The organism is Mycolicibacterium moriokaense (assembly GCF_010726085.1).
Lineage (GTDB): Bacteria > Actinomycetota > Actinomycetes > Mycobacteriales > Mycobacteriaceae > Mycobacterium > Mycobacterium moriokaense.
The window spans coordinates 3,795,050-3,820,296 of record NZ_AP022560.1 but is presented as its reverse complement, the minus strand read 5'-3'; the positions used below and the strand labels follow the sequence as shown (position 1 = coordinate 3,820,296).

Genomic DNA, 25,247 nt, shown 5'->3' with positions numbered 1-25,247 from the left:
TCCTATCGGCCCGTGGAGGGTAAAGCCGGATGAAGCCGCGTGTACGCGACGGGACAGGCATCCGCCGATCGCGCAACCCCGCCGATCTGCGCCGGCACCGGTCGCGGGTGCGTCGGCCACCCTGGCGTCATGTCGTACGTGGCAAGCAAATGAATCATCGCCGCACTCATGGCTGCGAGCGAAAACGGCTGGGCGGGGCACGAGTGCTTACCGTGTCCGAACGCTGTCACGAGGACGGGGGACGGCAGGGCCACCGTGTCGGCGAGACGGTGGCGCTGCCAACGGTCGGGGTCCCACGTGTCCAGGCCAGGTGCCGCCGAAGTGTTGAGCAGCGGTAGCAGCGTGGCGATGGTCCAGCCGGCGGGTACTCGGTAGACGACGTCGCCGGTGTCGAGGTCCACGGGTGCCAGCACTGCCCGCGACATGATGGATCGCTGTGCCAACCGGGTGCTCTCCAACGCACACCGCTGAGCGAAGTCACGGTCACCATTGGCCACGCGCTGTCGTTGTTCGGGGTGCTTGAGCAGGTCGACCAGTGCCCAGCCGAGCGCGGCCATCAAGTTGGACATCGAGGCGATGTGGATGAGTGCGACGTCGAGCGCGATACCGCGCAGCCGCACATCTTCCGGTTCCGAGGACCAGGCAGTCACGATACGTCCGAACAGATCCGTTTCGCCGGAATCCGATGTACGCATGGAGGTTTCGATGACGGCGACGACCTCCTCGAGGGCTGCCCGCTCAGCCCGCTTGCCCGAGGCCGCGACGGCTGCCATCGCGTCGGGATGCACGAACGCATCCGAACCGTCGAGGGTCTCGAAGGCCCGGACCACACGCTCGAATGCGGTTCCCTCGCTACATCCGGGTCCCGCCCAGGACGCCAGGCCCATGCGGTGCCCGAGACGGCGGGTGAGCGCGAACAGATCGACGGTCCCCTCGTCGCCCAGCTCGGCCACCGTCTGGATCAGCGACCGGTCGAGGTTCGCGAGATAGGAGGTGACGTCGTCGCGGCGGAACAACGACGTCGGAAGAATGCGTCTGCCGTCGAAGATCTCGTCGGGGAGCTTTCGTCGCAGCATCAGGTAGTCGGCGACGCCCTTACTCGCCTTCCCCTCGGGGAGCCGATAGAACGCCTCGACACCGGCGGGGGAGAACGTGAACAGGTAATGGTCGTCGCCACTGTGCACGGCGAAGGTGTCTCCGTATCGGGCGCGTGCCGCGGCGATGGTGGCAACGGCGTCGTCGACGGACACGTCCCACGGGAGCCCGACGCCCTCGGCGACCGGGGGCGTCGGAACCGGGTCGCTCTGGGGCACTACAAACCGGTGGTCTTGCGCACCCTGTTGACCGCGCCGCGGACCACCTGTTCGGTCGCGGCCAGGGGAGAGATCACGGATTCGCCGAGACCCACGATGCGCTCGACACGGTCGACGATGCCCTCGAGGCGGTCCACCATCGCGATGAGACGCGGCGCGAGTTCGTTGATGCGGCTGATCGTCTCGTTGAACCGCTCCAGCGTCGTGTCGAGCTTCTCGGTCGACTTGTCGAGGTCGACGAGCGTCTCGCTCAGTCCCTCGAGGATGGTGTCGACCTGCTCGACCGTGACGTCGGCGTTCAGTGCAGCCTGTGCCAGTTTCTGGATCCGCTCCCGTCCACTGCGCGGGGCGGACTTACTAACACCCTTGTCTGCCATGACGGCCATTGGACCACACGCGGGGGAACCGCCGGGGCGGAGTGGTCGTCTGACTCAGATGTGACGACGCGCGAAGGGAACACGATGTCCCGCCACTGCCCAGCTGACTCGTGGCGCAGAACCGGTGCATCAGAGGCGACCAGGCAGCGTACGGACTATGACGCCGGCTTTCGCGATGGTGAGCGTGATCGCGACGCGCGATGAGCCGCGCTACAGCTTGGAAGCGGCCGCCTCGTCGAGCAGCCACACCGTCGCATCACGACCGACCGCCCCGGCGGCGGGCACGTCGACAGGCTTGGCGCCCCCGATCGCCGCCGCGACAGCATCGGCCTTCGCTTCGCCCGACACCACCAACCACACCTCACGGGATCGCTGCACAGCGGGCAGGGTCAACGTGATCCGTCGCGGCGGCGGTTTGGGGGAGTCGGTCACGCCGACCACCATCCGGGTGGTTTCGCGGACGGCGTCGGTGTCGGGGAACAACGAGTTGATATGCCCCTCGCCGCCCATGCCGAGGAGATGCACGTCGAAGTCGGGGGCGGGCTGACCCTCATCGGCGTTCTCGGCCACCACTTGCGCATACGCGGCCGCGGCCGCATCGAGGTCGTCGCCGAACGCGCCGCCGCTGGGTGCCATCGGATGCACGTTGGCTGCCGGGATGCCGACGTGGTCGATCAGCGCTTCGCGGGCCTGCTTCTCATTGCGCTCATCGTCGTCCGCGGGCACGAAGCGGTCGTCGCCCCAGAACAGGTGGACCTTGGACCAGTCGATCCCATCGGCCTGCTCACGGACCCGCTTGAGCAGCCCGATCCCGGTGCCGCCGCCGGTCAGCACGATGAGCGCACGGCCTCGTTGGCTGATCGCATCGGTGATCGCGGCCACCAGCCGGTCGCCGGCCGCTGCGACCAAAGCGGCTGTGTCCGGGTACTTTTCGACGACTGTGCTCATACGTACTGCACCTTCTCGATTCCCTGCAGGGCCTCGTGGTAGATCTCGTCGGCGTCGAGCCTGCGCAGATCCTCGGCGAGGCACTCCTTAGCCTCTCGGCGCGCCAACGGGATCAGCGAGTCCGGTTTGGCGGTTCTGCTGATCGTCGCGGTCACCCCGGTCTGCGGCCGCCGCAGCGTGATGGTCTCGGTGTTGCGAATCAGCTCCACCTTCAATTCGCCGACCACCCTCTGCACCGGACCGTCGATCCGAGCGGCCAGCCAGCCGGCGAGGACATCCAACGAGGGTTCGTCGCGCAGACCTGACACCACGGCTGACGTGACGGGTTCGAAGGGCGGCTGATCGAGTGCCGCCGTCAGCAGCGCCCGCCAGTAGGTGATGCGCGCCCACGCGAGATCGGTGTCACCGGAGGTATAGCCGGCGAGACGGCTCTTGATCGCGGCCATCGGGTCGGCGCAGTCCGTGGCGTTGGTGATCCGTCTAACCGCCAACTGTCCCAACGGGTCCCGCGCGGGAACATCGGGGCCGCCGGCCGGCCACCATGCCACCACCGGGGTGTCGGGCAACAGGAACGGCAGTACGACGCTGCTGGCATGGTCGGCCATCTCGCCGTGCAGATGAAGCGCGACGACCTCGCCCGCTCCCGCGTCGGCGCCGACGCGCAGCTGCGCATCCAGCCGAGGCTGCTCCGCATCCCGATCGCCGGCGACGACGACAATCACCCGGCACGGATGCTCACGGCTGGCGAAGGTGGCCGCCCCGATGGCGTCCTCGAGCAGATTGTCCGAGTGCAGCGAGATGACAAGTGTGAGCACCCGGCTCAGTGTGATCGCGCCGCCCTCCTCGCGGAGCCCGGTGATCTTCTTGTTGATGTCGTTGGTGTTGGTGTCGGGCAGGTCGACGATCATGGCCGCCTCCATTCCCGGCCCATGCGATGCAGCATCTCGTCGGCCGACTGGGGGCCCCAGGTGCCCGACTCGTAGGCTTCGGGCTTACCCTGCGAGGCCCAGTATTCGAGTACGGGATCCAGTATCTCCCAAGAGAATTCAACCTCACGGTTGACCGGGAACAACGATGGTTCGCCGAGCAGCACGTCGAGGATCAGCCGCTCATAGGCTTCGGGGGAGTCCTCGGCGAACGCCGAGCCGTACGAGAAGTCCATGTTGACGTCACGGACCTCCATGGCACTGCCCGGCACCTTGGAGCCGAACCGCGTGGTGATGCCTTCGTCGGGCTGCACCCGGATCACCAACGCATTCTGGCCGAGTTCCTCCGTCATCGTCTTGTCGAACGGCAGGTGCGGAGCGCGCTTGAAGATCAGTGCGATCTCGGTGACCCTGCGGCCCAACCGTTTCCCAGTGCGAAGGAAGAACGGCACCCCGGCCCAGCGGCGGGTGTCGATCTCCAGGGCGATCGCCGCGTAGGTCTCTGTGGTGGAGTCCTTGGAGAAGCCCTCTTCCTCGAGCAGTCCGACCACCTTCTCGCTGCCCTGCCATCCCGCGGCGTACTGACCGCGTGCGGTGGTCTGGTCCAGCGGCTGCATCACCTGAGTGGCGGAGAGCACCTTGATCTTCTCGGCCTGCAACTCGCCGGGGCCGAAGTTGACCGGTTCCTCCATGGCCGTCAACGCCATCAGCTGCAGCAGGTGATTCTGGATGACGTCACGGGCCGCGCCGACACCGTCGTAATAGCCACCGCGGCCGCCGAGGCCGATGTCCTCGGCCATGGTGATCTGGACGCTGTCGACGTAGTTGTTGTTCCAGATCGGTTCGTACAGCTCGTTGGCGAAGCGCAGCGCCAGGATGTTCTGGACCGTCTCCTTGCCGAGGTAGTGGTCGATGCGAAACACCGACTCTTCCGGGAAGACGCTGTTGACCACCGCGTTGAGATCGCGCGCGCTCTGCAGATCGTGACCGAATGGCTTCTCGATGACGACCCTGCTCCATGAGCCCTCGCGCTGGTTGGCCAGTCCGGACTGCTTGAGCTGTTCGCAGACGACCGGAAACGCGTTCGGCGGGATCGACAGGTAGAACGCGTGATTGCCGCCGGTGCCACGCTCGGCGTCCAGCTTCTGCAACGTCTCCGCGAGCCGTTCGTAGCCCTTCGGATCATCAAAGGTGCCCTGGGCGAAGCGGATTCCCTCCGCCAGGCGGTCCCAGACCTCCTGGCGGAAGGGTGTGCGGGCGTGTGCCTGGACGGCCTCGTAGACCAGCTTGGCGAAATCCTCGTCCGCCCAGTCGCGCCGGGCGAACCCGACGAGGGCGAAGTTGGCCGGCAGCAGCCCCCGGTTCGCGAGGTCGTAGATCGCCGGCATCAACTTCTTGCGCGCCAGATCACCCGTCACACCGAAGATGACCACCGCGCAGGGGCCTGCGATATGGGGCATCCGCTTGTCGCGCTTGTCGCGCAGCGGATTGCGCCACTCGCTCATTTCTTGGCGGCGTCGAGCTGACCCTGCGTCGCTTCGAGAAGTTCTAGCCACGACTTCTCGAATTTCTCCACACCCTCGTCTTCGAGGACCCTGAAGACATCCGGCAGATCGATTCCGACCGCGTCGAGCTTGTCGAACACCGCCTGTGCCTCGCCGGCCGTTCCGGTGACGGTGTCTCCGGTGACGACGCCGTGGTCGGCCACGGCCTCGATCGTCTTCTCCGGCATGGTGTTCACGGTGTGGGGCGCGACGAGCTCGGTGACATACAGGGTGTCGGAGTAGTCCGGGTTCTTCACACCGGTCGACGCCCACAGCGGCCGCTGGACCCGCGCGCCGTCGGCCTTGAGGGCCTCGTAACGCGAACCGCCGAGGAACACCTCTTCGTACGCGGCGTAGGCGAGTCGGGCGTTGGCCACCCCCGCCTTGCCGCGCAGCGCGAGCGCTTCATCGGATCCGATCTTCTCCAGCCGCTTGTCGATCTCGGTGTCCACCCGGGACACGAAGAACGATGCGACCGAATGGATCTTGGAGATGTCGTGGCCGGCCTCCTTGGCCTTCTCCAAGCCCTGGAGATACGCGTCCATCACCAGGCGGTGACGCTCGACGGAGAAGATCAGCGTGACGTTCACCGAAATGCCTTCGGCGAGAACAGAGGCAATGGCTGGAATGCCGGCTTCGGTGGCGGGGATCTTGATCAGCAGGTTGGGCCGGTCGACGATCTTCCACAGCTCGATGGCCTGCAGGATCGTCTTGTCGGTGTCGTGCGCCAGCCGCGGGTCGACCTCGATCGACACCCGGCCGTCGACACCGTCGGACAACTCGTACTGCTTGGCCAGCACGTCGCAGGCGTTGCGCACGTCGTCGGTGGTGACGGTGCGGATCGTCGCGTCGACGTCGGCGCCGCGCTCAGCCAACTCCTTGACCTGATCGTCGTAGGCGTTGCCCTTGGACAGCGCAGCCTGGAAGATCGACGGGTTGGTGGTCACTCCGACCACGCTGCGAGTGTCGATGAGCTCCTGCAGGTTTCCGGTTTGCAGCCGGTCACGTGACAGGTCGTCGAGCCACACGGAGACGCCTGCGGCGCTCAAGGCGGCCAGATTCGGGTTCTGCGTCATGATGTTCGCCCTTCTTCGGTCTAGTTCTCTATGGATCGCTCTGCCGCAGCGGCGACGGCCTCGGGGGTGAAGCCGAACTCGCGGAACAACGTCTTGTCGTCGGCCGATTCGCCGTAGTGCTCGATCGACACGATCTCGCCGGTGTCCCCGACCAGCTTGTACCAGCTCTGTGCGACCGCCGCCTCGACCGCCACCCGCGCCGAAACCGTTGGCGGCAGAACCGAATCGCGGTATTCCTTCGGCTGCGATTCGAACCACTCGACACACGGCATGGACACCACATACGCGGTGATGTCCTTCTCGGCCAACAGCTTCTTGGCCTCCACCGCAAGCTGCAGTTCCGAACCGGTGGCGATGATGATCACGTCGGCATCATCGGCAGGGTTACCGCCGCCGAGCACGTAACCGCCCTTTGCGACACCCTCGGCGTCGGTGCCCTCCAGCACCGGAATGCCCTGACGCGTGAGAATGAAACCCACGGGCCCGCTGCCGTTTCCACGGGCGAGGATGCTGCGCCAGGCGTAGGCCGTCTCGTTGGGATCCCCGGGCCGTACCACCGAGAGGTTGGGGATCGCCCGCAGCGCTGCGAGGTGCTCGATCGGCTGATGTGTCGGCCCGTCCTCACCGAGCCCGATGGAGTCGTGGGTCCAGATGTAGATGGTGTCGATGTCCATCAGCGATGCCAGCCGGACCGCGGGGCGCATGTAGTCGGAGAACTGCAGGAACGTTCCGCCGAAGGCGCGCGTCGGACCGTGCAGCACGATGCCGGACAGGATCGCGCCCATGGCGTGTTCGCGGATGCCGAAGTGCAGCACCCGGCCGTACCAGTCCGCGGTGAAGTCCTCGGTCGAGATCGACGGCGGACCGAACGACTTCACCCCCTTGATGGTGGTGTTGTTGCTGCCCGCGAGATCGGCTGAGCCGCCCCACAATTCGGGCAGCTTCGGCGCCACGTCGTTGAGCACCTGACCGAACGCGGCGCGGGTGGCGATCGCCTTGCTGCCCGGCTCCCAGTACGTCAGGTCGGCGTCCCAGCCCTCGGGCAGCTCCTGGGCGAGCAGCCGGTCCAGCAGCGCCTTGCGCTCGGGTTCGCGCTCGGCCCAGGCGTCGAACTGCGGCTGCCACTTCTCGTGGGCCTCCCGCCCGCGGGCCACCAGCTTGCGGGTGTGTTCGATGACCTCCGGGCGCACCTCGAACGTCTTGTCCGGATCGAAGCCGAGCACCTTCTTGGTGGCCGCGACCTCCTCCTCGCCCAGCGCCGACCCGTGCACAGCGCCGGTGTTCATCTTCGTCGGCGCGGGGTAGCCGATGATCGTCCGCAGCGCAATGAACGACGGCTTGTCGGTCACCTTCTTCGCCTCGGCGATCGCCTGCTCGATCCCGACGACGTTCTCGCCGCCCTCGACCTCCTGCACATGCCAGCCGTAGGCGCGGTAGCGCGCAGCGACGTCCTCTGACAGCGCGATGTTGGTGTCGTGCTCGATCGAGATCTGGTTCTTGTCGTAGAACACGATCAGGTTGCCGAGCTGCTGGGTGCCCGCCAGCGACGACGCCTCGCTGGTGACGCCCTCCTCGATGTCACCGTCCGAGGCGATCACGTAGATGTAGTGGTCGAACGGGCTCTCGCCCCACGGCGTATCCGGGTCGAACAGACCGCGCTCATAGCGCGAGGCCATCGCCATCCCGACGGCCGAGGCCAGGCCCTGCCCCAGCGGTCCGGTGGTGATCTCCACACCCTTGGTATGGCGGAACTCCGGATGGCCGGGGGTCTTGGACTTCCACGTCCGCAGCGACTCGATATCGGACAGCTCCAACCCGAAGCCGCCGAGGTAGAGCTGGATGTACAGCGTCAGGCTGGAATGTCCGCAGGACAGCACGAAACGGTCGCGGGCCAGCCAGTGCACATCGCTGGGGTCGTGGCGCATCTGGCGCTGGAACAACGTGTACGCCAGCGGCGCCAGGCTCATCGCCGTCCCGGGGTGCCCGTTGCCCACCTTCTGCACCGCATCGGCGGCCAGCACCCGCACGGTGTCCACGGCCAGCGAGTCGACGTCGGTCCAGTCATCGGGGTGATGAGGACGGGTCAGGGTGGAAATCTCTTCGAGCGTGGTCACAGGCGCCCTCTCCAGGTCGAATGTTGAGCTGCACAAGCTGCCTCTTCGACCACCCTAGTGCGGGACCGTCTTCGGCCGCAGTCTGCTAGGGGGACGATTAGGCCGCCGTTCAGGAGCGGTCTACCATCCTCTGTAGTAGACGCCGCGTGCGCTGCAGCCATTTCAAGGAGTCACTGCGTGGATATTCGCGAGAGCCAGCTCCCCGTCGGGACGCACGGCCGTGTGCGCACCACGCTGCTGGGCTACCTCTCGCTGACGAAGCCGCGGGTCATCGAGCTGCTTCTGGTCACCACCATCCCGGCCATGCTGCTGGCCCACCGCGGCAGCGTCGATCCACTGCTGATCCTGAACACGCTCTTCGGTGGTCTGCTGGCCGCGGCGGGCGCCAACACGCTCAACTGCGTGGCCGACGCCGACATCGACAAGAAGATGAAGCGCACCGAGCGCAGGCCGCTGGCCAGGGACATCGTCCCGCGCAGTCACGCGCTGGTCTTCGGGCTGATGCTCTCCGTGGGCGCGTTCTTCTGGCTGTGGTGGACGACGAACATGCTGTCGGCCCATCTGGCCGGCGCGACGATCGCGTTCTACGTGCTCGTCTACACGCTGCTGCTCAAGCGCCGCACGACGCAGAACGTGGTCTGGGGCGGCGCGGCGGGCTGCATGCCGGTGATGATCGGCTGGTCGGCCGTCACCGGAACCATCCAATGGCCCGCGCTCGTCATGTTCGCGATCATCTTCTTCTGGACGCCGCCGCACACCTGGGCGCTGGCGATGCGCTACAAGGAGGACTACGCCGCAGCCGGAGTGCCGATGCTGCCCGTCGTCGCCACCGAGACCCAGGTGACCAAGCAGATCCTGATCTACACGTGGCTCACGGTGGTGGCCACCCTCGCGCTGACGCTCGCCACCGGTTGGCTGTACGCCGCCGTGGCCATCCTCGCCGGCGCGTGGTTCCTGGTGATGGCCCATCAGCTCTACGGCGGTGTGCGACGCGGCCAGGCGGTCAAGCCGCTGCGGCTCTTCCTGCAGTCGAACAACTACCTCGCGGTCGTGTTCCTCGCCCTGGCCATCGATTCGGCGCTCGACCTCCCGACGCTCCTGCACCTTTAGCTGTCGGCCATGTCCGGTGTCCGTGTCACCCCAGACAATTTCGCCCGAGCCGAGAGCGATCTCTATTTCGGAAACATCGTCAAGGACGGTGGTTTCGGCAGGTACTTCCACGTTCGTGAGCTCACCCCGATCGACCATCAGCTCGTCATCCGGTCCAACCGGGACACGCTCTACTCGGCTGCGATCTTCGACCTGGATGCGGGTCCGGTAACCGTCACGCTGCCCGACGCAGGTGAGCGGTTCCTGTCGATGCAGGTGATCGACGAGGACCACCACACCGCCGAGGTCGTCTACGGCGCGGGCGAGCATACCTTGGCCAAGGAGCAGATCGGCACCCGATACGTCGCCACCGTGGTGCGCATCCTGATCGACCCCGACGACCCCGACGACCTCCCGGCGGTGCACGCCCTGCAGGACGCCATCGCGGTCAGCCAGGAGGACCCCGGATCCTTCGACGTGCCGAATTGGGATCCGGTGAGCCAGCGGACGGTTCGCGACGCGCTGATCACGCTGGCGACGACGCTGACCGACACCAGGCGGGCATTCGGCACCAAAGCCGACACCGACCCCGTACGCCACCTGATCGGGACGGCCAACGCCTGGGGCGGCAATCCGGAGAAGGACGCGCTGTACCTCACCGTCATCCCGCCCGCGAACGACGGTGCGACGGTGCACCGGCTGGTCGTCGGGGAGGTGCCGGTGGACGGGTTCTGGTCGGTGACCGTCTACGACAAGGACGGCTATTTCGCGCCGAATCCGCACAACGCGTACTCGTACAACAACGTCACCGCGCAGCCGGGCCCCGACGGGACCATCGCCATCCAGTTCGGCGGGTGCGACGGCGTGACGCCCAACTGCCTGCCGATCACGCCGGGCTGGAACTACACCGTCCGGCTGTACCGTCCGCGGCGCGAGATTCTCGACGGCACGTGGACCTTTCCGCAGGCGCAGCCCATCTAGGGGACCAGTACCACCGAGCCGATGGTCTTGCGGCCGTGCAGATCGCGGTGGGCGTGGGCGGCGTCTTCGAGGCGGTAGCGCTCGCTGACGGTGACGGTGATGGTGCCGTTGGAAATCGCATCGAGCAGTTCACCTGCGCGCCAAGCGAACTCGTCGGGCGTGCGGGTGTAGTGCACGAGCGTCGGCCGGGTCAGGAACAGTGAACCTGCGGCGTTGAGGCGCTGCGGGTCGAACGGTGGGACCGGTCCGCTGGACGCGCCGAACAGCGCCAGGGTGCCGCGGACGGCGAGGCTCGCGAGGCTGGCGTCGAACGTGGCCGCGCCGACGCCGTCGTAGACCACGGCGACCCCGCCGTCGGTGAGTTGCTTGATCCTGGCGCCGAACTCCGCGGGATCGTCGGGGTAGTCGAGCACCTCGACGGCTCCCGCTTTGCGCGACAGCTCGGCCTTCTCGGGCGTGGACACCGTTGTGATAACCCGCGCCGCGAGGCTGGTGGCCCACTGCGTCAGGATCAGCCCCACGCCGCCCGCGCCCGCGTGCACCAGGACGGCGTCGCCCTGCTGCACCGGATACGTGGAGAAGATGAGGTAGTGCGCTGTCATCCCTTTGAGCAGGGCTGCGGCCGCGACATCGGCGCTGACGCCATCGGGTACGTATGCGCAGAAATCCGCTGTGGCCAAGGAGTATTCGGCGTAGGCGCCGTTGGCCTGGGCGGTCACCACCCGGTCGCCGACCGACAGCGCGGCCACCCCATCGCCGACGGCCTCGACCGTCCCGCACACCTCGTTGCCGAGGATGAAGGGCAGCTCCCGCGGATACTGCCCCGAGCGGAAGTACGTGTCGAGGAAGTTCACCCCGATCGCCTCGGCCTTGATCAGCACCTCGCCGGGCCCGGGGGTGGGCTGTGGCTTCTCGACGTAGGTCAGGACTTCTGGTCCGCCGGTCTCGGCGATTTCGATGGCGTACATCCTTCTATCCTGCCTTGGTGAAACTTGCCCGACCTCTTGCCCGACCCGATGTGTTCCATCCCCGCCTCGTACTGGCCGGCTGCCAGGCGTTACCCGAGGGCGACGGGGACGACGCCGGGCTGGTCGCCGCGCTGCGCAAACACGGTCTGCACGCACGCTGGCTGCCATGGGACGACCCGGCCACGCTGGACGCCGACCTGGTGATCCTGCGGGCGACGTGGGACTACATCGACCGCCTCGACGAGTTCCTGGACTGGACGACGAAGGTCAAGAACCTCGTCAACGCGCCGCAGGTGGTGGCGTGGAACACCGACAAGCGGTATCTGCTCGACCTCGCTGACGCCGGGGTGCCGATCATCCCGAGCCACTTCGCCGCGCCGGGGGAGCGGGTGCGCCTGCCTGCTGGTGAGGTCGTGGTCAAACCGGCTGTCGGCGCGGGATCTGTTGGGGCACAGCGCTTCAGCGATAGCGACGCCGTCCGTCGCCATGTCGATGCGCTGCACGCCGACGGCCGGACTGCGCTGGTGCAGCCGTATGACCGAAGGGTCGAGGACGGTGAGACGGCCTTGGTCTTTCTCGGCGGCCGCGAGTCGCACGCGTTCACCAAGGGGCCGATCCTGCCTGCACCCGGTCGCCGGCCAGCGTTCGACGATTCGGGCACGTACGCCGAGGAGTCGCTGACGCCGGCCGAGCCGGACTTCGAGCTGTGGGACGTCGGCCATGCGGCGCTGGCCGCCGCTGCGGATCACCTCGACATCGAGGTGGCCGAGCTGCTGTACGCCCGCGTCGACGTGATCGGCGGACCGGCCGATCCGCAACTGCTGGAGCTCGAGCTCGTCGAGCCGTCGCTGGGTTGGCGGCAGCTAGACGCCACCACCAGGGCGCGCAGGCAGCGCGACTTCGTCGTCGGAGTCGAGGACACCCTGGAGCGTCGCGGCCTCGGTCCGCTCTCGCATCGACGCCCATAGCGCGGCGGTGGCGGCGGTGCACGCGGCCGCGCCCGCGACGTGGATGGCGACCAGCGCCGCGGGGACGTTGTTGTAGTACTGCACGGCGCCGACGAGTCCCTGGGCGCACACCAGCGCGACGAGCACCCCGAGTCGCAGCATGACCGGCCGCGGCGCGCGCACGGCGAGCAACCCGAAGCCCAGCGCGACGAGCAGCGACAGGTAGGCGACGAGCAGCGTGGAGTGCATGTGCACGAGCGTGGTGATCTCGACCTGGAGCCGGGGGACCTGCTGGGTGATGCTCTTGTCGCCCGCGTGCGGGCCCGCCCCGGTGACGAACGTCCCGGTGACCAACAAGGCGGCGAGCGTCAGCGCGCTCAGAACGGTCAACTGGCGCAAGGGTTTCGGAACCCGGTGCCGGACGACGCCGGTGTCGGGCTCGCCGATCTTGACGTAAAGCAGCACCGCGACCCAGACCATGGTCATCGATGCCAGCAGATGGATGGCGACCGTCCACCACAGCAGGCCGGTGAGCACCGTGATGCCACCGATGACGGCCTGCATCACCGTCGATGCGGGCATCAGCCACGCGTATATCAGCACCTCGCCGCGTCGGCGGGCCCGGGTGACGGCGAGGACCGCGAGCGCGGCCGTCAGGACCACCAAGAACGTCAGCATCCGGTTGCCGAACTCGACGGCCTGGTGGATGCCGGCGACCTCGGGGTGGGGGATCGGCGTGAAGCTGCCGTGGAAGCACTGCGGCCAGGTCGGGCAGCCGAGGCCCGAGGCGGTGACGCGGACGATCGCGCCGGTGACCGCGATACCGCCCTGGGTCAGAATGACGGCGGCGGCGATGGCGCGCTGGACTCGCAGGCTCGGCATGGGCAGAAGGTCGACGAGCCGCAGGAAGATTCGTCCGACGGGCACGGATCGATCGTAGAGCAGCTGGAACTACAGCCCGTAGTAGGGCCGCTGGTCCGCGCCGAAATAGCATTCCGGGTCGCTCGCGGGCCGTTTCTGCCGCCTGGAACGCTATTTCATGGGTCGAGGGGACACGAACGGCACCAGCACCTCGTCGACCAGCTGGACCACCAGTTCGTCGGTGATCGGATCGCCGGTGATCAGCAACCGGTGCCACAGCACGCTTTGTCCCAGCTCGCGGGCGATCTCGACGGGGACGTCCGGTCGCACATCGCCGCGTTCGATGCCGCGGACCAACAGCGCGGCCATCTCCTGCTTGCGCCAGCCGATGACGTCCTGCTGAAAGGTCGCCATCAGCTCAGGATCGTGGACCGCCGCCGCGACGGCGGACCGCAACACGTCGGCCTGCGGTCCGGTGAACAGCGCTGCCCATCCGCGCAGGATCGCCAGCATGTCGGTGCGGTAGCTGCCGGTGTCCTCGTGGGGGATCGCGGTCGTCGCGATGCGCAACAGCGTGTGCCGTAGCAGGGCGGCGCGGTCGGGCCATCGCCGATACAGCACCGGCTTGCTCGTCTGCGCGGCCGCGGCGACGGCCTCCATCGTGACCCCGGCTGGGCCATGCGAGGCCAGCAGGTCGAGCACGGCGGTGCGGATCGCTGCATCCAGTTCGTCACCGCGACGTCGACGCATCGGCCCTCCTGAAAGAAACGCTTGCGTATCTTACGCCCACAGCCTAACCTGACGACATAAGAAACGCTACCGTATCTTGGAGGTCTACGATGAGCCGTCCAGTGCTCTACCCACTGCGCGCCGTCGACACGGCGACGGTCCAGTACAGCGAGCATCCGCATGGGCGGCGCCGCATCACGATCGACCACCGCCCGCTGCCGGGCATCACCCCGGCGATGCTGCTCGACTGGTTCACCCACCTCGGCGGCACGATCTCCTACGGCGGCGAGGTCATCGATCGCTACCTCGCCTGGCACCCCATCGACCACATCAAGTGGGAACTCGCGCGGGAGGCACCGGGCGGGGGCGCGGCCGAGGGGGCGCGGTTCCGCATGGTTGAGGCGTTCGGCGCCAGGCCCGAGTACACGATCGACGAGGTCGCGCGGGTCGAGAAGCTCGATGAGACGGGCATCCGACTCGTTAAGCGGGTGGCCGGAATCCCCGTCTTCCAACTCGAGCACACCTGGTCGGCGGGCAGCGGCGGCGCGCACTATGTCTCGGTGATGGACCTCGGCGTCCGTTCCGCGTCGCTGGCCCCGATCAACGGCATCGTGCACCGGCTGTTCCCCGAAGACAAGATGCGGGCCTGGGTCAAGCACAACATCGAGGAAGTCGGGCAGCTGGAATACCTGCTGCCGCAACTGGAATCGTCAGGTGAAACGGAACCAGTGCAGGGCGCACAGCGCCGCGACGCCGCCCCACACCGCGAGTACCGCCAGGCCGAACCAGTCAACTGACGGCGTCATCGCCTGCGACAGCGCCTCGGTCAGTGCGCCAGACGGTGTCAGTCGCGCCACCCACGCCAGCGCGGTCGGCACCATGCCGCTCTCCACGGTCAATGCTCCGAGTCCGGCGAAGACGAACCACAACAGGTTGGCCACCGCCAGCACGATCTCGGCGCGCAGGGTGCCGCCCAGCAGAAGGCCGAGCGCGGCGAAACCGGCGGTGCCCAACGCGATGATCACCGCGCCAAGGGCCAGGCCGACGAGGTTCGGACGCCAGCCGAGCGCAAAACCTATGACGCCCAGGATGATTGCCTGAAGGAACACGACCGCGACGACGGCCAGCGACTTGCCCGCGATGATGCCCCACACCGGCAGCGCGGTCGCGCCCAGCCTCTTGAGTGCGCCGTAGCGGCGATCGAAAGCCACGGCGATCGCCTGCCCCGTGAAGGCGGTCGAGATCACCGCCAGCGCCATGATCGCGGGGACGAACGTCGCTGCCCGGTTGTCGCCGAATGACCCGAACGGCAGCAGCGTCAGTCCCACCAGCAGGGTGATCGGGATGAACATCGTCAGCAGCAGCTGTTCGCCGTTGCGTAACAGCAACTTCAGCTCGAGGCCGAACTGCGCGGTCAGCATCTTCCGGACCGTCGCCGGACGCGGGTCGGGCGTAAACGTCCCTGGCGCAAAGCGATTCGTCACGGTCGCAACTCCCGCCCGGTGAGGTCCAGAAACACGTCTTCGAGGCTGCGTTGTTCCACCCGCATGTCGGTGGCCAGCACGTTGACCCGCGCACACCAGGCGGTCACAGTGGCCAGCACCTGCGGGTCGATGTCGCCCTCGACCAGATATTCGCCCGGCGCCGTCTCTTTCGCCGTGTACGTCTCGGGCAGGGCCGACACCAACAGCGACAGGTCGAGCATGCGCGGTGCGCGGAATCGTAGCTGGTTCTCGGCCCCGCTGCGCATCAGCTCCTGCGGCGTTCCGGTCGCCACCGCGACGCCGTGATCGATGATGACGATCCGATCGGCCAGTTCCTCCGCCTCGGCCAGCTGATGGGTGGTCAGCACGACGGTTACACCGTCGCGCCGCAGTCCGTCGATCAACTCCCACACCACGATTCGAGCGTGTGCGTCCATGCCCGCGGTGGGCTCGTCGAGGAACACCAGCTCGGGCCGTCCCACCACGGCGCATGCGAGCGCTAGCCTCTGCTGTTGGCCACCGGAGAGCCTGCGGTACGTGGTTCTGGCCGAGTCCGTCAGACCCAGTGTGTCCATCAGCCACTGCGGGTCGAGCGGGTTGGCGGCATAGGAGGCGACGAGGTCGAGCATTTCGCCTGCGCGGGCGGCGGGGTAGGCACCGCCGCCCTGCAACATCACGCCGATGCGTTCGCGCACCGCGGCGTTGTCGGCGACCGGATCGAGTCCGAGGATCTCGATCGTGCCCGAGTCGGGCTTGATGAAGCCTTCGCACATCTCGACGGTCGTGGTCTTACCTGCGCCGTTGGGGCCGAGCAGGGCGAGCACCTCGGCGCGCGCGACCTCGAGGTCGAGCCCTGCCACCGCCGTCGTCGACCCGTACCGCTTAGTCACGCCGCGTAGGCGCACAGGGACGGGGAAGGTCCCCGATGGGTCAGTCACGGGGATTCAGCGTAGGCGTCGGGCTGCACCTGTTGTGGCGGCGGTGGCGACGATTGCTCCGGAGCGGGAGCGGCGTCCTCCGTTTCGACGGGCACGTCACGCCACGGCAGATGACGGTAGGTCAGCGCGATGAGTAGCAACACGATCACAGTGCTCGCCACGACGGCCAGCAGGATCTGGAACAACGTGAACCGGTCACCGTTGGCGGTCGGGCCGAAGATGCCGACGACGAGGGTCACGACGATCGTCGTCGTGCGGAATGCCGGGCGGGTGGCCCACGCGGCCAGCGGAATGACCGCCCACAGCACATACCAGGGTTGGACCACCGGGAACAGCAGGACTGTCAACCCGAGGGCGACGCCGAGCCCGCCGACCGGATGCAGGCGTCCGCGCAGGACGGCCAGCAGCAGCCAGGTCACCAGGATCGCGATGACGACGACACCGATAGCACGGGTCAGGCCGAGTATCGCGGTGGTGTGGTCGCCCAGCCCGAGCAGAATTCCGATCTGCCCGGTGCCCAGCGCGACCAACGTCGGCAGCGACATCCAGCTGCGCACGACGTTCGCGGTGCCCAGCGTGAAGAGCCAACCGAACCCAAGGCCGCTGGCCCAGCCGATCAGCGCTATCACCGCCACTGACACCGCGGTGAGCGATCCGCTCGCCAGGATGAACGCCTTGAACGTGCCACCCCAGCGCCATGCCAGCGCCATCGCCACGAAACCGAGGGCAAGCAGCGACGGCAGTTTGACCTGTGAGGACATCGTGATCAGCACGACGCCCACCAGGAGCATGAGCGACGGCCGCCAGCGTGCCCACGCCTCGGGTCCCTGCGGCCAGGCCAGCGGTCTCGGAATCAGCGGGCGGGCGGCGTCGATGCCCCGCAACGCGAACTCGGTGCCCGCGAGCATCAAGCCCAGCATCAACGCCTCGTTGTGGATGCCCGCGACCAGATGCATGAGCAGCAGCGGGTTGGCCGCGCCCAGCCACAGCGCGCTCACCTCGGCCACCCCGCACCGCCGCGCCAAACGCGGTGTGGCCCAGACGATCAGGCCGACACCCAGCAGCACCACCAGTCGGTGACACAGCACCGCGGCGACGATGTTCTCACCGGTGATCGCCGAAATGCCCTGCCCGATCCAGAGGAACAGCGGGCCGTACGGCGCGGGCGTCTCGCGCCACATGTTCGGCACCGACAGCGTGAAGACGTGATCGAGGCCGAGGCCCGGCGCGGGTCCGACGCGGTAGGGATCGAGTCCCTTCATCGCGATCTCGCTCTGCGCCAGGTACGAGTAGACATCGCGGCTGTACATCGGGGGCGCGATGAGCAGGGGCAGGACCCACAGCAGCAGCGTGCGATCCAACTGGCTGCGCGACATCCGCCGTTGGCCGAGCGCGAAGCGCCCGAGCATCAGCCACGCGAGCGCCATCATCACCGCGCCGGTGGTGGTCATGGTCAGCGACACCGTCTGGATCCGCGACGGCAGGTTGAGCAGCCGAACGCCGAACGTCGGGTCCTGTACCACCGGGCGGGCGCCGACACCGAGCGCGCCGATCGCCATCAGCACCGTGCCCGTCGCGCCGAACAGGCGCGTCCGGCGCATCGCGATGACTTCGGAGTCGTTGAGCGGCGAGCCCACGGCGCGTTCGTCGGCATGCCATTTGGCAATCGACGAGCTCAGGGACCGGGGGCGGGCGGCCATCAATGCAGCGTAACCGTCAAAGCGCGACGATCACCTTTCCGGTGTTTCCGCCGCTGAACAACAGATTCAGTGCCTCGGGCGCCTTCTCGAGGCCCTCGACGATGTGCTCGGACGACTTGATCTTGCCCTTGGCGATCCAGCCGGCCATCTCCAGCTGTGCGGCCGGGAAGCGGTCGAGGTAGTCGATGATGATGAACCCCTCCATACGCCCACGGCGCACCAGCAGGTTCAGGTAGTTGCTCGGGCCCGGCGGCGGACCGTCCTCGTTGTAGGTGGAGATGGCCCCGCAGAGCACCACCCTGCCGCGTTGCGCGATGTTGGCCAGGCAGTCGTTGAGGATCGAGCCGCCGACGTTGTCGAAGTACAGGTCGATGCCGTCCGGGCAGGCTTCGCGAAGCCGCGCCGCGACGTCCTCGTTCTTGTAGTCGATGGCCTCGTCGAAGCCGAGCTCGTCGACGATGTAGGCGCACTTCTGCGGGCCGCCGGCGATGCCGACCACCTTTTTCGCGCCCTTGATCTTCGCGATCTGGCCCGCCGCCGAGCCGGTGGCGCCTGCCGCTCCGGAAACGACCACCACGTCGCCCTCGGCGACGCGGCCCACATCGGTGATGCCGAAGTAGGCCGTCATGCCGGTGACGCCGAGGATTCCGATCGCCATGCCCGGCGAGACGCCCTCGGGCAGCACCTGCATCGTCCGCTCGCCGGCATCGACGAGCACGTAGTCCTGCCAGCCCGTCATGCCGAACACCAGCTGCCCGGGCTGATAGGCGTCGGTCCGGCTCTCGATGACCTCACCGACACCCCCGCTTCGGACGACCTCGCCGATCTGGATCGGCGGCAGGTAGCTCGGCACATCGTCCATCCACGTCCGAATCGTCGGGTCGATCGACAGATAGCGGACCTTCACCAGGGCCTCGCCGTCGGCGGGTACCGGTGCCGCCTCGGGCTCCAGGCGCACCGTCTCATCGTCGACGAGCCCGGAGGGCCGCTTGGCCAGGATCAGGCGCCGATTCGCTTCGCTCATTGGCCGATCCTATGACGGGCGTCACGTAAGGCTGCCCTTGCTAGACCCGGTTTCGGAATTCCGTCACAATAGTGTTGTGAAATTCAGCCCGGACGGCACCGACCGCCACACGCGTGGCGCGATCGTCCAGCTCCTGCTGGAGTCCGGGCCCATCACCGCAGGCGAGATCGGCGATCAGCTGGGCATTTCGGCCGCGGGCGTTCGCAGACATCTCGACGCGCTCATGGAGGCGGGTGACGCGCAGTCCAGCGCAGCGGCGGCGTGGCAGCACAGCGGTCGCGGCAGGCCCGCCAAGAGGTATCGACTCACTGCGGCCGGTCGCGCCAAGATGGGTCACGCCTACGACGATCTGGCGGCCGCGGCGATGCGTCAGCTGCGCGAAATCGGTGGTGACGACGCGGTGCGCACGTTTGCGCGCAGACGCATCGACACCATCCTCTCGGGAGTAACCGAGGGGACCGATGACGTTGAGACAGTCGTCGATCGCGTGGCAGATGCGCTGACCGAGGCCGGTTACGCTGCGACCGCGACCAAGGTGAGCGGACCCCTCCACGGGATCGAGCTGTGTCAGCATCACTGCCCGGTATCGCACGTCGCCGAGGAGTTCCCCGAGCTGTGCGAGACCGAGCGGGAGGCGTTCGCCGAGATCCTGGGCACCCACGTCCAGCGGCTCGCCACGATCGTCAACGGTGACTGCGCGTGCACCACGCACGTGCCGCTCACCGAGAGCAAGAACCTTCGGCGCGCAGCCCACGCCGAAGAAACCACGAGCAAGCTAGGAGCGTCGACATGACGACCACCCCAGAGGCCCTGACCCAGGAGCAGACCATTGAGTCACTGGGTCGCTACGGCTATGGCTGGGCGGACTCCGACGTCGCGGGGGCCAGTGCCCAGCGTGGCCTGTCCGAGGCAGTGGTGCGCGACATCTCCGCCAAGAAGAGCGAGCCAGAATGGATGCTGCAGACCCGGCTCAAGGCGCTGCGCACATTCGAGAAGAAGCCCATGCCCAACTGGGGGTCCAACCTCGACGGCATCGACTTCGACAACATCAAGTACTTCGTGCGCTCCACCGAGAAGCAGGCCGCCACGTGGGACGACCTGCCCGAGGACATCCGCAACACCTACGACAAGCTGGGCATCCCGGAGGCGGAGAAGCAGCGGCTGGTCTCGGGTGTCGCCGCGCAGTATGAGTCCGAGGTGGTCTATCACCAGATCCGCGAGGACCTCGAGGCCCAGGGCGTGATCTTCCTCGACACCGACAGCGCGCTGAAGGAGCACGAGGACATCTTCAAGCAGTACTTCGGCACCGTGATCCCCGCCGGTGACAACAAGTTCTCCGCGCTGAATACCGCTGTGTGGTCGGGTGGTTCGTTCATCTACGTGCCCAAGGGTGTCCACGTCGACATTCCGCTGCAGGCCTATTTCCGGATCAACACCGAGAACATGGGCCAGTTCGAGCGCACGCTGATCATCGTCGACGAGGACGCCTACGTGCACTACGTCGAGGGCTGTACCGCGCCCATCTACAAGAGCGACTCGCTGCACTCCGCGGTAGTGGAGATCATTGTCAAGCCGGGCGGCCGCTGCCGGTACACGACCATCCAGAACTGGTCGAACAACGTCTACAACCTGGTGACCAAGCGGGCGCGGGCCGAGGCCGGCGCCACGATGGAATGGGTCGACGGCAACATCGGCTCGAAGGTGACGATGAAGTACCCGGCCGTGTGGATGACGGGCGAGCACGCCAAGGGCGAGGTGCTCTCGGTGGCGTTCGCAGGCGAGGGCCAGCATCAGGACACCGGTGCCAAGATGCTGCACCTCGCACCGAACACGTCGAGCAACATCGTGTCCAAGTCGGTCGCCCGCGGCGGCGGCCGCGCGTCCTACCGCGGCCTGGTCCAGGTCAACAAGGGTGCGCACGGCTCGCGGTCCAGCGTGAAATGCGATGCGCTGCTTGTCGATACGGTCAGCCGCAGCGACACCTACCCGTACGTCGACATCCGCGAGGACGACGTCACGATGGGCCACGAGGCCACAGTGTCGAAGGTCAGCGAGGACCAGCTGTTCTATTTGATGAGCCGCGGCCTCACCGAGGATGAGGCGATGGCGATGGTCGTGCGCGGCTTCGTCGAGCCCATCGCCAAGGAACTCCCGATGGAGTACGCGCTGGAGCTCAACCGGCTGATCGAGCTGCAGATGGAAGGTGCGGTCGGCTAGTGAGCAACTTGACTGAGGCAGTGGAGGGTTCGGCCCTCACTGCCGTCAACAAGGGTGAACTGTTCTCGTCGTTCGACGTCAACGCGTTCGAGGTACCCGGCGGCCGCGACGAGATCTGGCGGTTCACGCCGCTTAAGCGGCTGCGCGGCCTGCACGACGGGTCGGCGACACCGTCCGGCGCCGCGGCCGTCACCGTCACCGACCGTCCCGGCGTCACCGTCGAGGCCGTCGGGCGTGACGACGAGCGGCTCGGCCAGGCCGGCAAGCCGTCCGATCGCGTTGCCGCGCAGGCATTCTCGTCGTTCGAGACGGCGACCATCGTGACAGTCGCGCGGGACACCGAGGTCGCCGAGCCGATCGAGATCGTCATCGACGGACCGGGTGTGGACGCCGTCGCCTACGGCCACCTGCAGATTCGGGTTGAAGAACTGTCGCGGGCCATCGTCGTCGTCGACCTGCGCGGCAGCGGGGTCTGTGCCGACAACGTCGAGCTGATCGTGGGCGACTCGGCAGGCCTGGGTGTCATCTGGATCGCCGACTGGGCCGACGACGCCGTGCACGTCAGCTCTCACCACGCTTTGTTGGGCAAGGACGCGACGCTCGGTCACGTCAACGTCACCCTCGGCGGCGACGTCGTGCGGACGACGGCTACCGTGCGCTACACCGCGCCCGGCGGCGAGGCCAAGATGCTCGGCACCTACTTCGCCGACGACGGCCAGCACTTCGAATCGCGTCTGCTCGTCGACCACTCGCAGCCCAATTGCAAGTCCGACGTGCTGTACAAGGGTGCGCTGCAAGGTGATCCGGAGTCGCGCAAGCCCGACGCGCACACCGTGTGGGTCGGCGACGTGCTGATCCGCGCCGAGGCCACCGGCACAGACACCTTCGAGGTGAACCGCAACCTGGTACTCACCGACGGCGCCCGCGCTGACTCGGTACCCAATCTGGAGATCGAGACGGGCGAGATCATCGGCGCCGGACATGCGAGTGCGACTGGGCGTTTCGACGACGAGCAGTTGTTCTACCTCCGGGCCCGCGGCATTCCCGAGGATCAGGCACGCCGCCTGGTGGTGCGCGGCTTCTTCAACGAGATCATCGCGAAGATCGCCGTCCCCGCCGTGCGCGAGCGCCTGACCGAAGCCATTGAAAAAGAACTAGCTATCACGGAATCGAGTACGTCCTAATGACCACACTGGAAATCAAAGACCTGCACGCATCGGTCTTCACGCCGGAAGGCGAAGAGGTGCCGATCCTCAAGGGCGTCAACCTGACGGTGAAGTCGGGGGAGACCCATGCGGTCATGGGGCCCAACGGATCCGGAAAGTCGACGCTTTCGTACGCGATCGCCGGTCATCCCAAGTACACCGTCACCTCCGGATCGATCACGCTGGACGGCGAGAACGTGCTCGACATGAGCATCGACGAGCGCGCCCGCGCCGGCCTGTTCCTTGCGATGCAGTACCCGGTCGAGGTGCCCGGCGTTTCGATGTCGAACTTCCTGCGCACCGCCGCCACCGCCGTCCGCGGTGAGGCGCCGAAGCTGCGTCACTGGGTCAAAGAGGTCAAGGGCGCCATGTCCGATCTGGACATCGACCCGTCATTCGGTGAGCGCAGTGTCAACGAAGGCTTCTCCGGTGGCGAGAAGAAGCGCCACGAGATCCTGCAGCTCGGCCTGCTCAAGCCGAAGATCGCGATCCTCGACGAGACCGACTCGGGCCTCGACGTCGACGCGCTGCGCGTCGTCAGCGAAGGGGTGAACCGCTACAAGGAGGCCGAGAACGGTGGCGTCCTGCTGATCACGCACTACACGCGGATCCTGCGCTACATCAAGCCGGAGTTCGTGCACGTGTTCGTCGACGGCCGCATCATCGAGTCCGGCGGTCCGGAGCTGGCCGACGAGCTCGAGGAGAACGGCTACGAGCGCTTCACCCAGGCAGCAGCCGCGGGGGCCTGACGTGACGGCCGCGAAGACGCTCGACCTGACGGCGATACGGGAGGATTTCCCGATCCTGAGCCGGGTGATGCGCGGCGGAAAACAGCTGGCGTACTTGGACTCCGGCGCGACGTCACAGCGGCCGCTGCAGGTCCTCGACGCCGAGCGTGAGTTTCTGATCACCTCCAACGGGGCGGTGCATCGTGGTGCGCATCAGTTGATGGAGGAGTCCACCGATGCCTACGAGCAGGGTCGCGCAGACATCGCCGCCTTCGTCGGCGCGGACACCGACGAGCTGGTGTTCACGAAGAATGCCACCGAGGCCATCAACCTGGTGTCGTACGCGGTCGGTGACGATCGCTTCCCATCAGCGGTCGGCCCGGGCGACGTCATCGTCACCACCGAGCTGGAGCACCACGCAAACCTGATCCCGTGGCAGGAGCTGGCGCGGCGCACTGGTGCGACGTTGAAGTGGTACGGCGTCACCGACGACGGGCGCATCGATCTCGATTCGCTTGAGCTCGACGAGCGAGTGAAAGTCGTTGCCTTCAGCCATCATTCCAATGTCACGGGCGCGATCGCGCCGGTGGCCGAACTCGTGGCGCGGGCGAAGGCGGTCGGTGCGCTGACGGTGCTCGACGCCTGCCAGTCGGTGCCGCATCAGCCGGTCGACTTCCATGCTCTCGACGTCGATTTCGCAGCGTTCTCCGGGCACAAGATGTTGGGCCCGAACGGCATCGGTGTGCTGTATGGCCGACGCGAGCTTCTCGACAAGCTGCCCCCGTTCATCACCGGCGGATCGATGATCGAGACGGTGACCATGGAGCAGACCACGTACGCCCCCGCCCCGCAGCGGTTCGAGGCGGGCACGCCGATGACGTCTCAGGTCGTCGGCCTCGCGGCCGCCGCACGGTATCTGACCGAGGTTGGCATGGAGGCCGTCGATGCGCACGAGGCCGAATTGGTGGCGGCTGCGCTCGAGGGGCTCGCAGCCGTCGAGGGTGTGCGCATCATCGGCCCGACGTCGCTCGAAAACCGCGGTTCGCCAGTGTCATTCGTGCTCGACGGAGTGCACGCCCACGACGTGGGCCAGGTACTGGACGACGAGGGTGTCGCGGTGCGAGTCGGGCACCACTGTGCGTGGCCGTTGCATCGCCGGTTCGGCATCGCGGCGACCGCGCGGGCGTCGTTCGCCCTCTACAACACCCGCGACGAGATCGACCGCCTCGTCGCCGGCGTCAAACGGGCGGCGGAGTTCTTCGCGTGAGACTCGAGCAGATGTACCAGGAAGTGATCCTGGATCATTACAAGCACCCGCATCACCGCGGGCTGCGCGAGCCGTATCACGCACAGTCGTATCAGGTGAACCCGACGTGCGGTGACGAGGTCACGCTGCGCGTCACGCTGTCCGACGATGGCGAGCAGATCGCCGACATCTCGTATGACGGGCAGGGCTGTTCGATCAGCCAGGCGTCGACCTCGGTGCTCACCGATCAGGTGATCGGACAGGACGTCGGCACGGCACTGAAGACCGTCGCGGCGTTCACCGAGATGATCTCGTCGCGCGGGGCCGTCGAGGGCGACGAGGATGTGATCGGAGACGGCATCGCTTTCGCGGGCGTCTCGAAGTACCCGGCGCGGGTGAAGTGCGCGCTGCTGGGTTGGATGGCCTTCAAGGATGCACTAGCGCAGGCCAGTGAGGAGATTTCAGATGAGCGACACCGCAGTGCCTAGCGACGAACTGCTCGCCGACCTCGAAGAGGCGATGCGCGACGTCGTCGACCCGGAACTGGGCATCAACGTCGTCGATCTCGGTCTGGTGTACGGCCTGAACGTCGAGAAGGGGGACGAGGGGAACGTCGCGTTGATCGACATGACGCTGACGTCGGCTGCGTGCCCCCTGACCGATGTCATCGAGGACCAGTCGCGCACCGCGCTGGTGGGCAGTGGCCTGGTCAAGGAGATCAAGATCAACTGGGTGTGGAACCCGCCGTGGGGCCCGGACAAGATCACCGAGGACGGCCGCGAACAACTGCGCGCGCTGGGCTTCACAGTCTGAGGTTCGCGGCCGTCCCGGT

At 67.0% G+C, this 25,247-nt stretch carries 25 protein-coding genes; 11 read left to right on the top strand and 14 right to left on the bottom strand.

What is annotated here, in order from left to right; all coding sequences use genetic code 11:
• Positions 1–2: 2 nt before the first annotated feature.
• The 7 genes from G6N43_RS18685 to tkt all read right to left on the bottom strand — a co-directional run bounded on the left by G6N43_RS18685 (position 3) and on the right by tkt (position 8,298).
• Positions 3–1,313 carry a cytochrome P450 gene (locus G6N43_RS18685; RefSeq protein WP_083149606.1) on the bottom strand — a complete coding sequence of 437 codons (1,311 nt, stop codon included), beginning with the start codon at positions 1,311–1,313 and terminating at the stop codon, positions 3–5.
• On the bottom strand, positions 1,313–1,690 hold the full coding sequence (locus G6N43_RS18680; RefSeq protein ID WP_083149763.1) for an ATPase: 378 nt from the start codon (positions 1,688–1,690) through the stop codon (positions 1,313–1,315). The genes G6N43_RS18685 and G6N43_RS18680 overlap by 1 nt, the downstream gene beginning before the upstream one ends.
• A 210-nt stretch (positions 1,691–1,900) precedes the next feature.
• Positions 1,901–2,638, bottom strand: a complete 738-nt coding sequence (pgl, locus tag G6N43_RS18675; RefSeq protein WP_083149605.1) for a 6-phosphogluconolactonase — start codon at positions 2,636–2,638, stop codon at positions 1,901–1,903.
• On the bottom strand, positions 2,635–3,546 hold the full coding sequence (opcA, locus tag G6N43_RS18670) for a glucose-6-phosphate dehydrogenase assembly protein OpcA (protein ID WP_083149762.1): 912 nt from the start codon (positions 3,544–3,546) through the stop codon (positions 2,635–2,637). The genes pgl and opcA overlap by 4 nt, the downstream gene beginning before the upstream one ends.
• Entirely contained in the window at positions 3,543–5,069 is a 1,527-nt protein-coding gene (zwf, locus tag G6N43_RS18665) for a glucose-6-phosphate dehydrogenase (RefSeq protein WP_083149604.1), read from the bottom strand. The genes opcA and zwf overlap by 4 nt, the downstream gene beginning before the upstream one ends.
• Positions 5,066–6,184 carry a transaldolase gene (gene tal, locus G6N43_RS18660; protein WP_083149603.1) on the bottom strand — a complete coding sequence of 373 codons (1,119 nt, stop codon included), beginning with the start codon at positions 6,182–6,184 and terminating at the stop codon, positions 5,066–5,068. The genes zwf and tal overlap by 4 nt, the downstream gene beginning before the upstream one ends.
• 20 nt (positions 6,185–6,204) lie before the next feature.
• Complete coding sequence (gene tkt / locus G6N43_RS18655) at positions 6,205–8,298, bottom strand: transketolase (protein WP_083149602.1); 2,094 nt, start codon at positions 8,296–8,298, stop codon at positions 6,205–6,207.
• A 177-nt stretch (positions 8,299–8,475) separates the two neighbouring features.
• On the opposite strand from tkt, the gene G6N43_RS18650 reads away from it, so the two are divergent.
• Positions 8,476–9,408, top strand: a complete 933-nt coding sequence (locus G6N43_RS18650; protein ID WP_083149601.1) for a heme o synthase — start codon at positions 8,476–8,478, stop codon at positions 9,406–9,408.
• Between the two features lie 9 nt (positions 9,409–9,417).
• Positions 9,418–10,368, top strand: coding sequence for a DUF1254 domain-containing protein (locus G6N43_RS18645; protein ID WP_083149600.1), 951 nt, complete (start codon positions 9,418–9,420; stop codon positions 10,366–10,368).
• Here the strand turns inward: G6N43_RS18645 and G6N43_RS18640 are convergent.
• Positions 10,365–11,336, bottom strand: a complete 972-nt coding sequence (locus tag G6N43_RS18640) for a quinone oxidoreductase family protein (RefSeq protein WP_083149599.1) — start codon at positions 11,334–11,336, stop codon at positions 10,365–10,367. The two genes, G6N43_RS18645 and G6N43_RS18640, sit on opposite strands and share 4 nt — an antisense overlap.
• A 17-nt stretch (positions 11,337–11,353) precedes the next feature.
• Here G6N43_RS18640 and G6N43_RS18635 point away from each other — a divergent pair, with 17 nt between their 5' ends.
• Entirely contained in the window at positions 11,354–12,304 is a 951-nt protein-coding gene (locus tag G6N43_RS18635; RefSeq protein ID WP_083149598.1) for an ATP-grasp domain-containing protein, read from the top strand.
• On the opposite strand, the gene G6N43_RS18630 is transcribed toward G6N43_RS18635, so the two are convergent.
• On the bottom strand, positions 12,200–13,210 hold the full coding sequence (locus G6N43_RS18630) for a COX15/CtaA family protein (protein ID WP_083149597.1): 1,011 nt from the start codon (positions 13,208–13,210) through the stop codon (positions 12,200–12,202). The genes G6N43_RS18635 and G6N43_RS18630 overlap by 105 nt on opposite strands.
• 105 nt (positions 13,211–13,315) lie before the next feature.
• Entirely contained in the window at positions 13,316–13,894 is a 579-nt protein-coding gene (locus tag G6N43_RS18625; RefSeq protein ID WP_083149596.1) for a TetR/AcrR family transcriptional regulator, read from the bottom strand.
• A gap of 89 nt (positions 13,895–13,983) precedes the next feature.
• Between G6N43_RS18625 and G6N43_RS18620 the strand changes: the two genes are divergently transcribed.
• Positions 13,984–14,670, top strand: coding sequence for a hypothetical protein (locus tag G6N43_RS18620; RefSeq protein ID WP_083149595.1), 687 nt, complete (start codon positions 13,984–13,986; stop codon positions 14,668–14,670).
• Here G6N43_RS18620 and G6N43_RS18615 read toward each other — a convergent pair.
• The 4 genes from G6N43_RS18615 to G6N43_RS18600 are packed head-to-tail and all read right to left on the bottom strand — an operon-like array spanning position 14,584 to position 19,019.
• The gene (locus G6N43_RS18615) at positions 14,584–15,357 is read right to left on the bottom strand and encodes an ABC transporter permease (protein WP_083149594.1); all 774 of its coding nucleotides are present in this window, start codon (positions 15,355–15,357) and stop codon (positions 14,584–14,586) included. The two genes, G6N43_RS18620 and G6N43_RS18615, sit on opposite strands and share 87 nt — an antisense overlap.
• Positions 15,354–16,262: an ABC transporter ATP-binding protein gene (locus G6N43_RS18610; RefSeq protein ID WP_083149593.1), complete on the bottom strand. Its 909-nt coding sequence runs from the start codon at positions 16,260–16,262 to the stop codon at positions 15,354–15,356. The genes G6N43_RS18615 and G6N43_RS18610 overlap by 4 nt, the downstream gene beginning before the upstream one ends.
• Positions 16,263–16,291: 29 nt before the next feature.
• The gene (gene mptB, locus G6N43_RS18605; RefSeq protein ID WP_083149592.1) at positions 16,292–17,995 is read right to left on the bottom strand and encodes a polyprenol phosphomannose-dependent alpha 1,6 mannosyltransferase MptB; all 1,704 of its coding nucleotides are present in this window, start codon (positions 17,993–17,995) and stop codon (positions 16,292–16,294) included.
• Positions 17,996–18,011: 16 nt separating this feature from the next.
• On the bottom strand, positions 18,012–19,019 hold the full coding sequence (locus G6N43_RS18600; RefSeq protein WP_083149591.1) for an NADP-dependent oxidoreductase: 1,008 nt from the start codon (positions 19,017–19,019) through the stop codon (positions 18,012–18,014).
• A gap of 76 nt (positions 19,020–19,095) precedes the next feature.
• On the opposite strand from G6N43_RS18600, the gene G6N43_RS18595 reads away from it, so the two are divergent.
• Genes G6N43_RS18595 through G6N43_RS18565 form a run of 7 tightly spaced genes read left to right on the top strand, consistent with a single transcriptional unit; the run spans position 19,096 to position 25,228 of the window.
• Positions 19,096–19,812 carry a helix-turn-helix transcriptional regulator gene (locus tag G6N43_RS18595; protein WP_083149590.1) on the top strand — a complete coding sequence of 239 codons (717 nt, stop codon included), beginning with the start codon at positions 19,096–19,098 and terminating at the stop codon, positions 19,810–19,812.
• The gene (sufB, locus tag G6N43_RS18590; protein WP_083149589.1) at positions 19,809–21,236 is read left to right on the top strand and encodes a Fe-S cluster assembly protein SufB; all 1,428 of its coding nucleotides are present in this window, start codon (positions 19,809–19,811) and stop codon (positions 21,234–21,236) included. Before G6N43_RS18595 ends, sufB begins: the two co-directional genes overlap by 4 nt.
• Positions 21,236–22,420, top strand: coding sequence for a Fe-S cluster assembly protein SufD (sufD, locus tag G6N43_RS18585; RefSeq protein WP_083149588.1), 1,185 nt, complete (start codon positions 21,236–21,238; stop codon positions 22,418–22,420). The genes sufB and sufD overlap by 1 nt, the downstream gene beginning before the upstream one ends.
• Positions 22,420–23,190: a Fe-S cluster assembly ATPase SufC gene (gene sufC / locus G6N43_RS18580; protein WP_083149587.1), complete on the top strand. Its 771-nt coding sequence runs from the start codon at positions 22,420–22,422 to the stop codon at positions 23,188–23,190. Before sufD ends, sufC begins: the two co-directional genes overlap by 1 nt.
• A 1-nt stretch (position 23,191) precedes the next feature.
• Entirely contained in the window at positions 23,192–24,436 is a 1,245-nt protein-coding gene (locus G6N43_RS18575) for a cysteine desulfurase (RefSeq protein ID WP_083149586.1), read from the top strand.
• Positions 24,433–24,903, top strand: a complete 471-nt coding sequence (gene sufU / locus G6N43_RS18570) for a Fe-S cluster assembly sulfur transfer protein SufU (RefSeq protein ID WP_083149585.1) — start codon at positions 24,433–24,435, stop codon at positions 24,901–24,903. The genes G6N43_RS18575 and sufU overlap by 4 nt, the downstream gene beginning before the upstream one ends.
• On the top strand, positions 24,881–25,228 hold the full coding sequence (locus tag G6N43_RS18565) for a metal-sulfur cluster assembly factor (protein ID WP_083149584.1): 348 nt from the start codon (positions 24,881–24,883) through the stop codon (positions 25,226–25,228). The genes sufU and G6N43_RS18565 overlap by 23 nt, the downstream gene beginning before the upstream one ends.
• Positions 25,229–25,247 lie beyond the last annotated feature (19 nt).

Bases quoted from the DNA above. Each gene is read 5' to 3' on its own strand.
- mptB (WP_083149592.1), bottom strand. From the start codon at position 17,995: ATGGCCGCCCGCCCCCGGTCCCTGAGCTCGTCGATTGCCAAATGGCAT.
- G6N43_RS18680 (WP_083149763.1), bottom strand. From the start codon at position 1,690: ATGGCAGACAAGGGTGTTAGTAAGTCCGCCCCGCGCAGTGGACGGGAG.
- G6N43_RS18645 (WP_083149600.1), top strand. From the start codon at position 9,418: ATGTCCGGTGTCCGTGTCACCCCAGACAATTTCGCCCGAGCCGAGAGC.
- tal (WP_083149603.1), bottom strand. From the start codon at position 6,184: ATGACGCAGAACCCGAATCTGGCCGCCTTGAGCGCCGCAGGCGTCTCC.
- zwf (WP_083149604.1), bottom strand. From the start codon at position 5,069: ATGAGCGAGTGGCGCAATCCGCTGCGCGACAAGCGCGACAAGCGGATG.
- pgl (WP_083149605.1), bottom strand. From the start codon at position 2,638: ATGAGCACAGTCGTCGAAAAGTACCCGGACACAGCCGCTTTGGTCGCA.
- G6N43_RS18640 (WP_083149599.1), bottom strand. From the start codon at position 11,336: ATGTACGCCATCGAAATCGCCGAGACCGGCGGACCAGAAGTCCTGACC.
- sufC (WP_083149587.1), top strand. From the start codon at position 22,420: ATGACCACACTGGAAATCAAAGACCTGCACGCATCGGTCTTCACGCCG.
- G6N43_RS18565 (WP_083149584.1), top strand. From the start codon at position 24,881: ATGAGCGACACCGCAGTGCCTAGCGACGAACTGCTCGCCGACCTCGAA.
- sufB (WP_083149589.1), top strand. From the start codon at position 19,809: ATGACGACCACCCCAGAGGCCCTGACCCAGGAGCAGACCATTGAGTCA.
- G6N43_RS18620 (WP_083149595.1), top strand. From the start codon at position 13,984: ATGAGCCGTCCAGTGCTCTACCCACTGCGCGCCGTCGACACGGCGACG.
- G6N43_RS18625 (WP_083149596.1), bottom strand. From the start codon at position 13,894: ATGCGTCGACGTCGCGGTGACGAACTGGATGCAGCGATCCGCACCGCC.
- opcA (WP_083149762.1), bottom strand. From the start codon at position 3,546: ATGATCGTCGACCTGCCCGACACCAACACCAACGACATCAACAAGAAG.
- G6N43_RS18600 (WP_083149591.1), bottom strand. From the start codon at position 19,019: ATGAGCGAAGCGAATCGGCGCCTGATCCTGGCCAAGCGGCCCTCCGGG.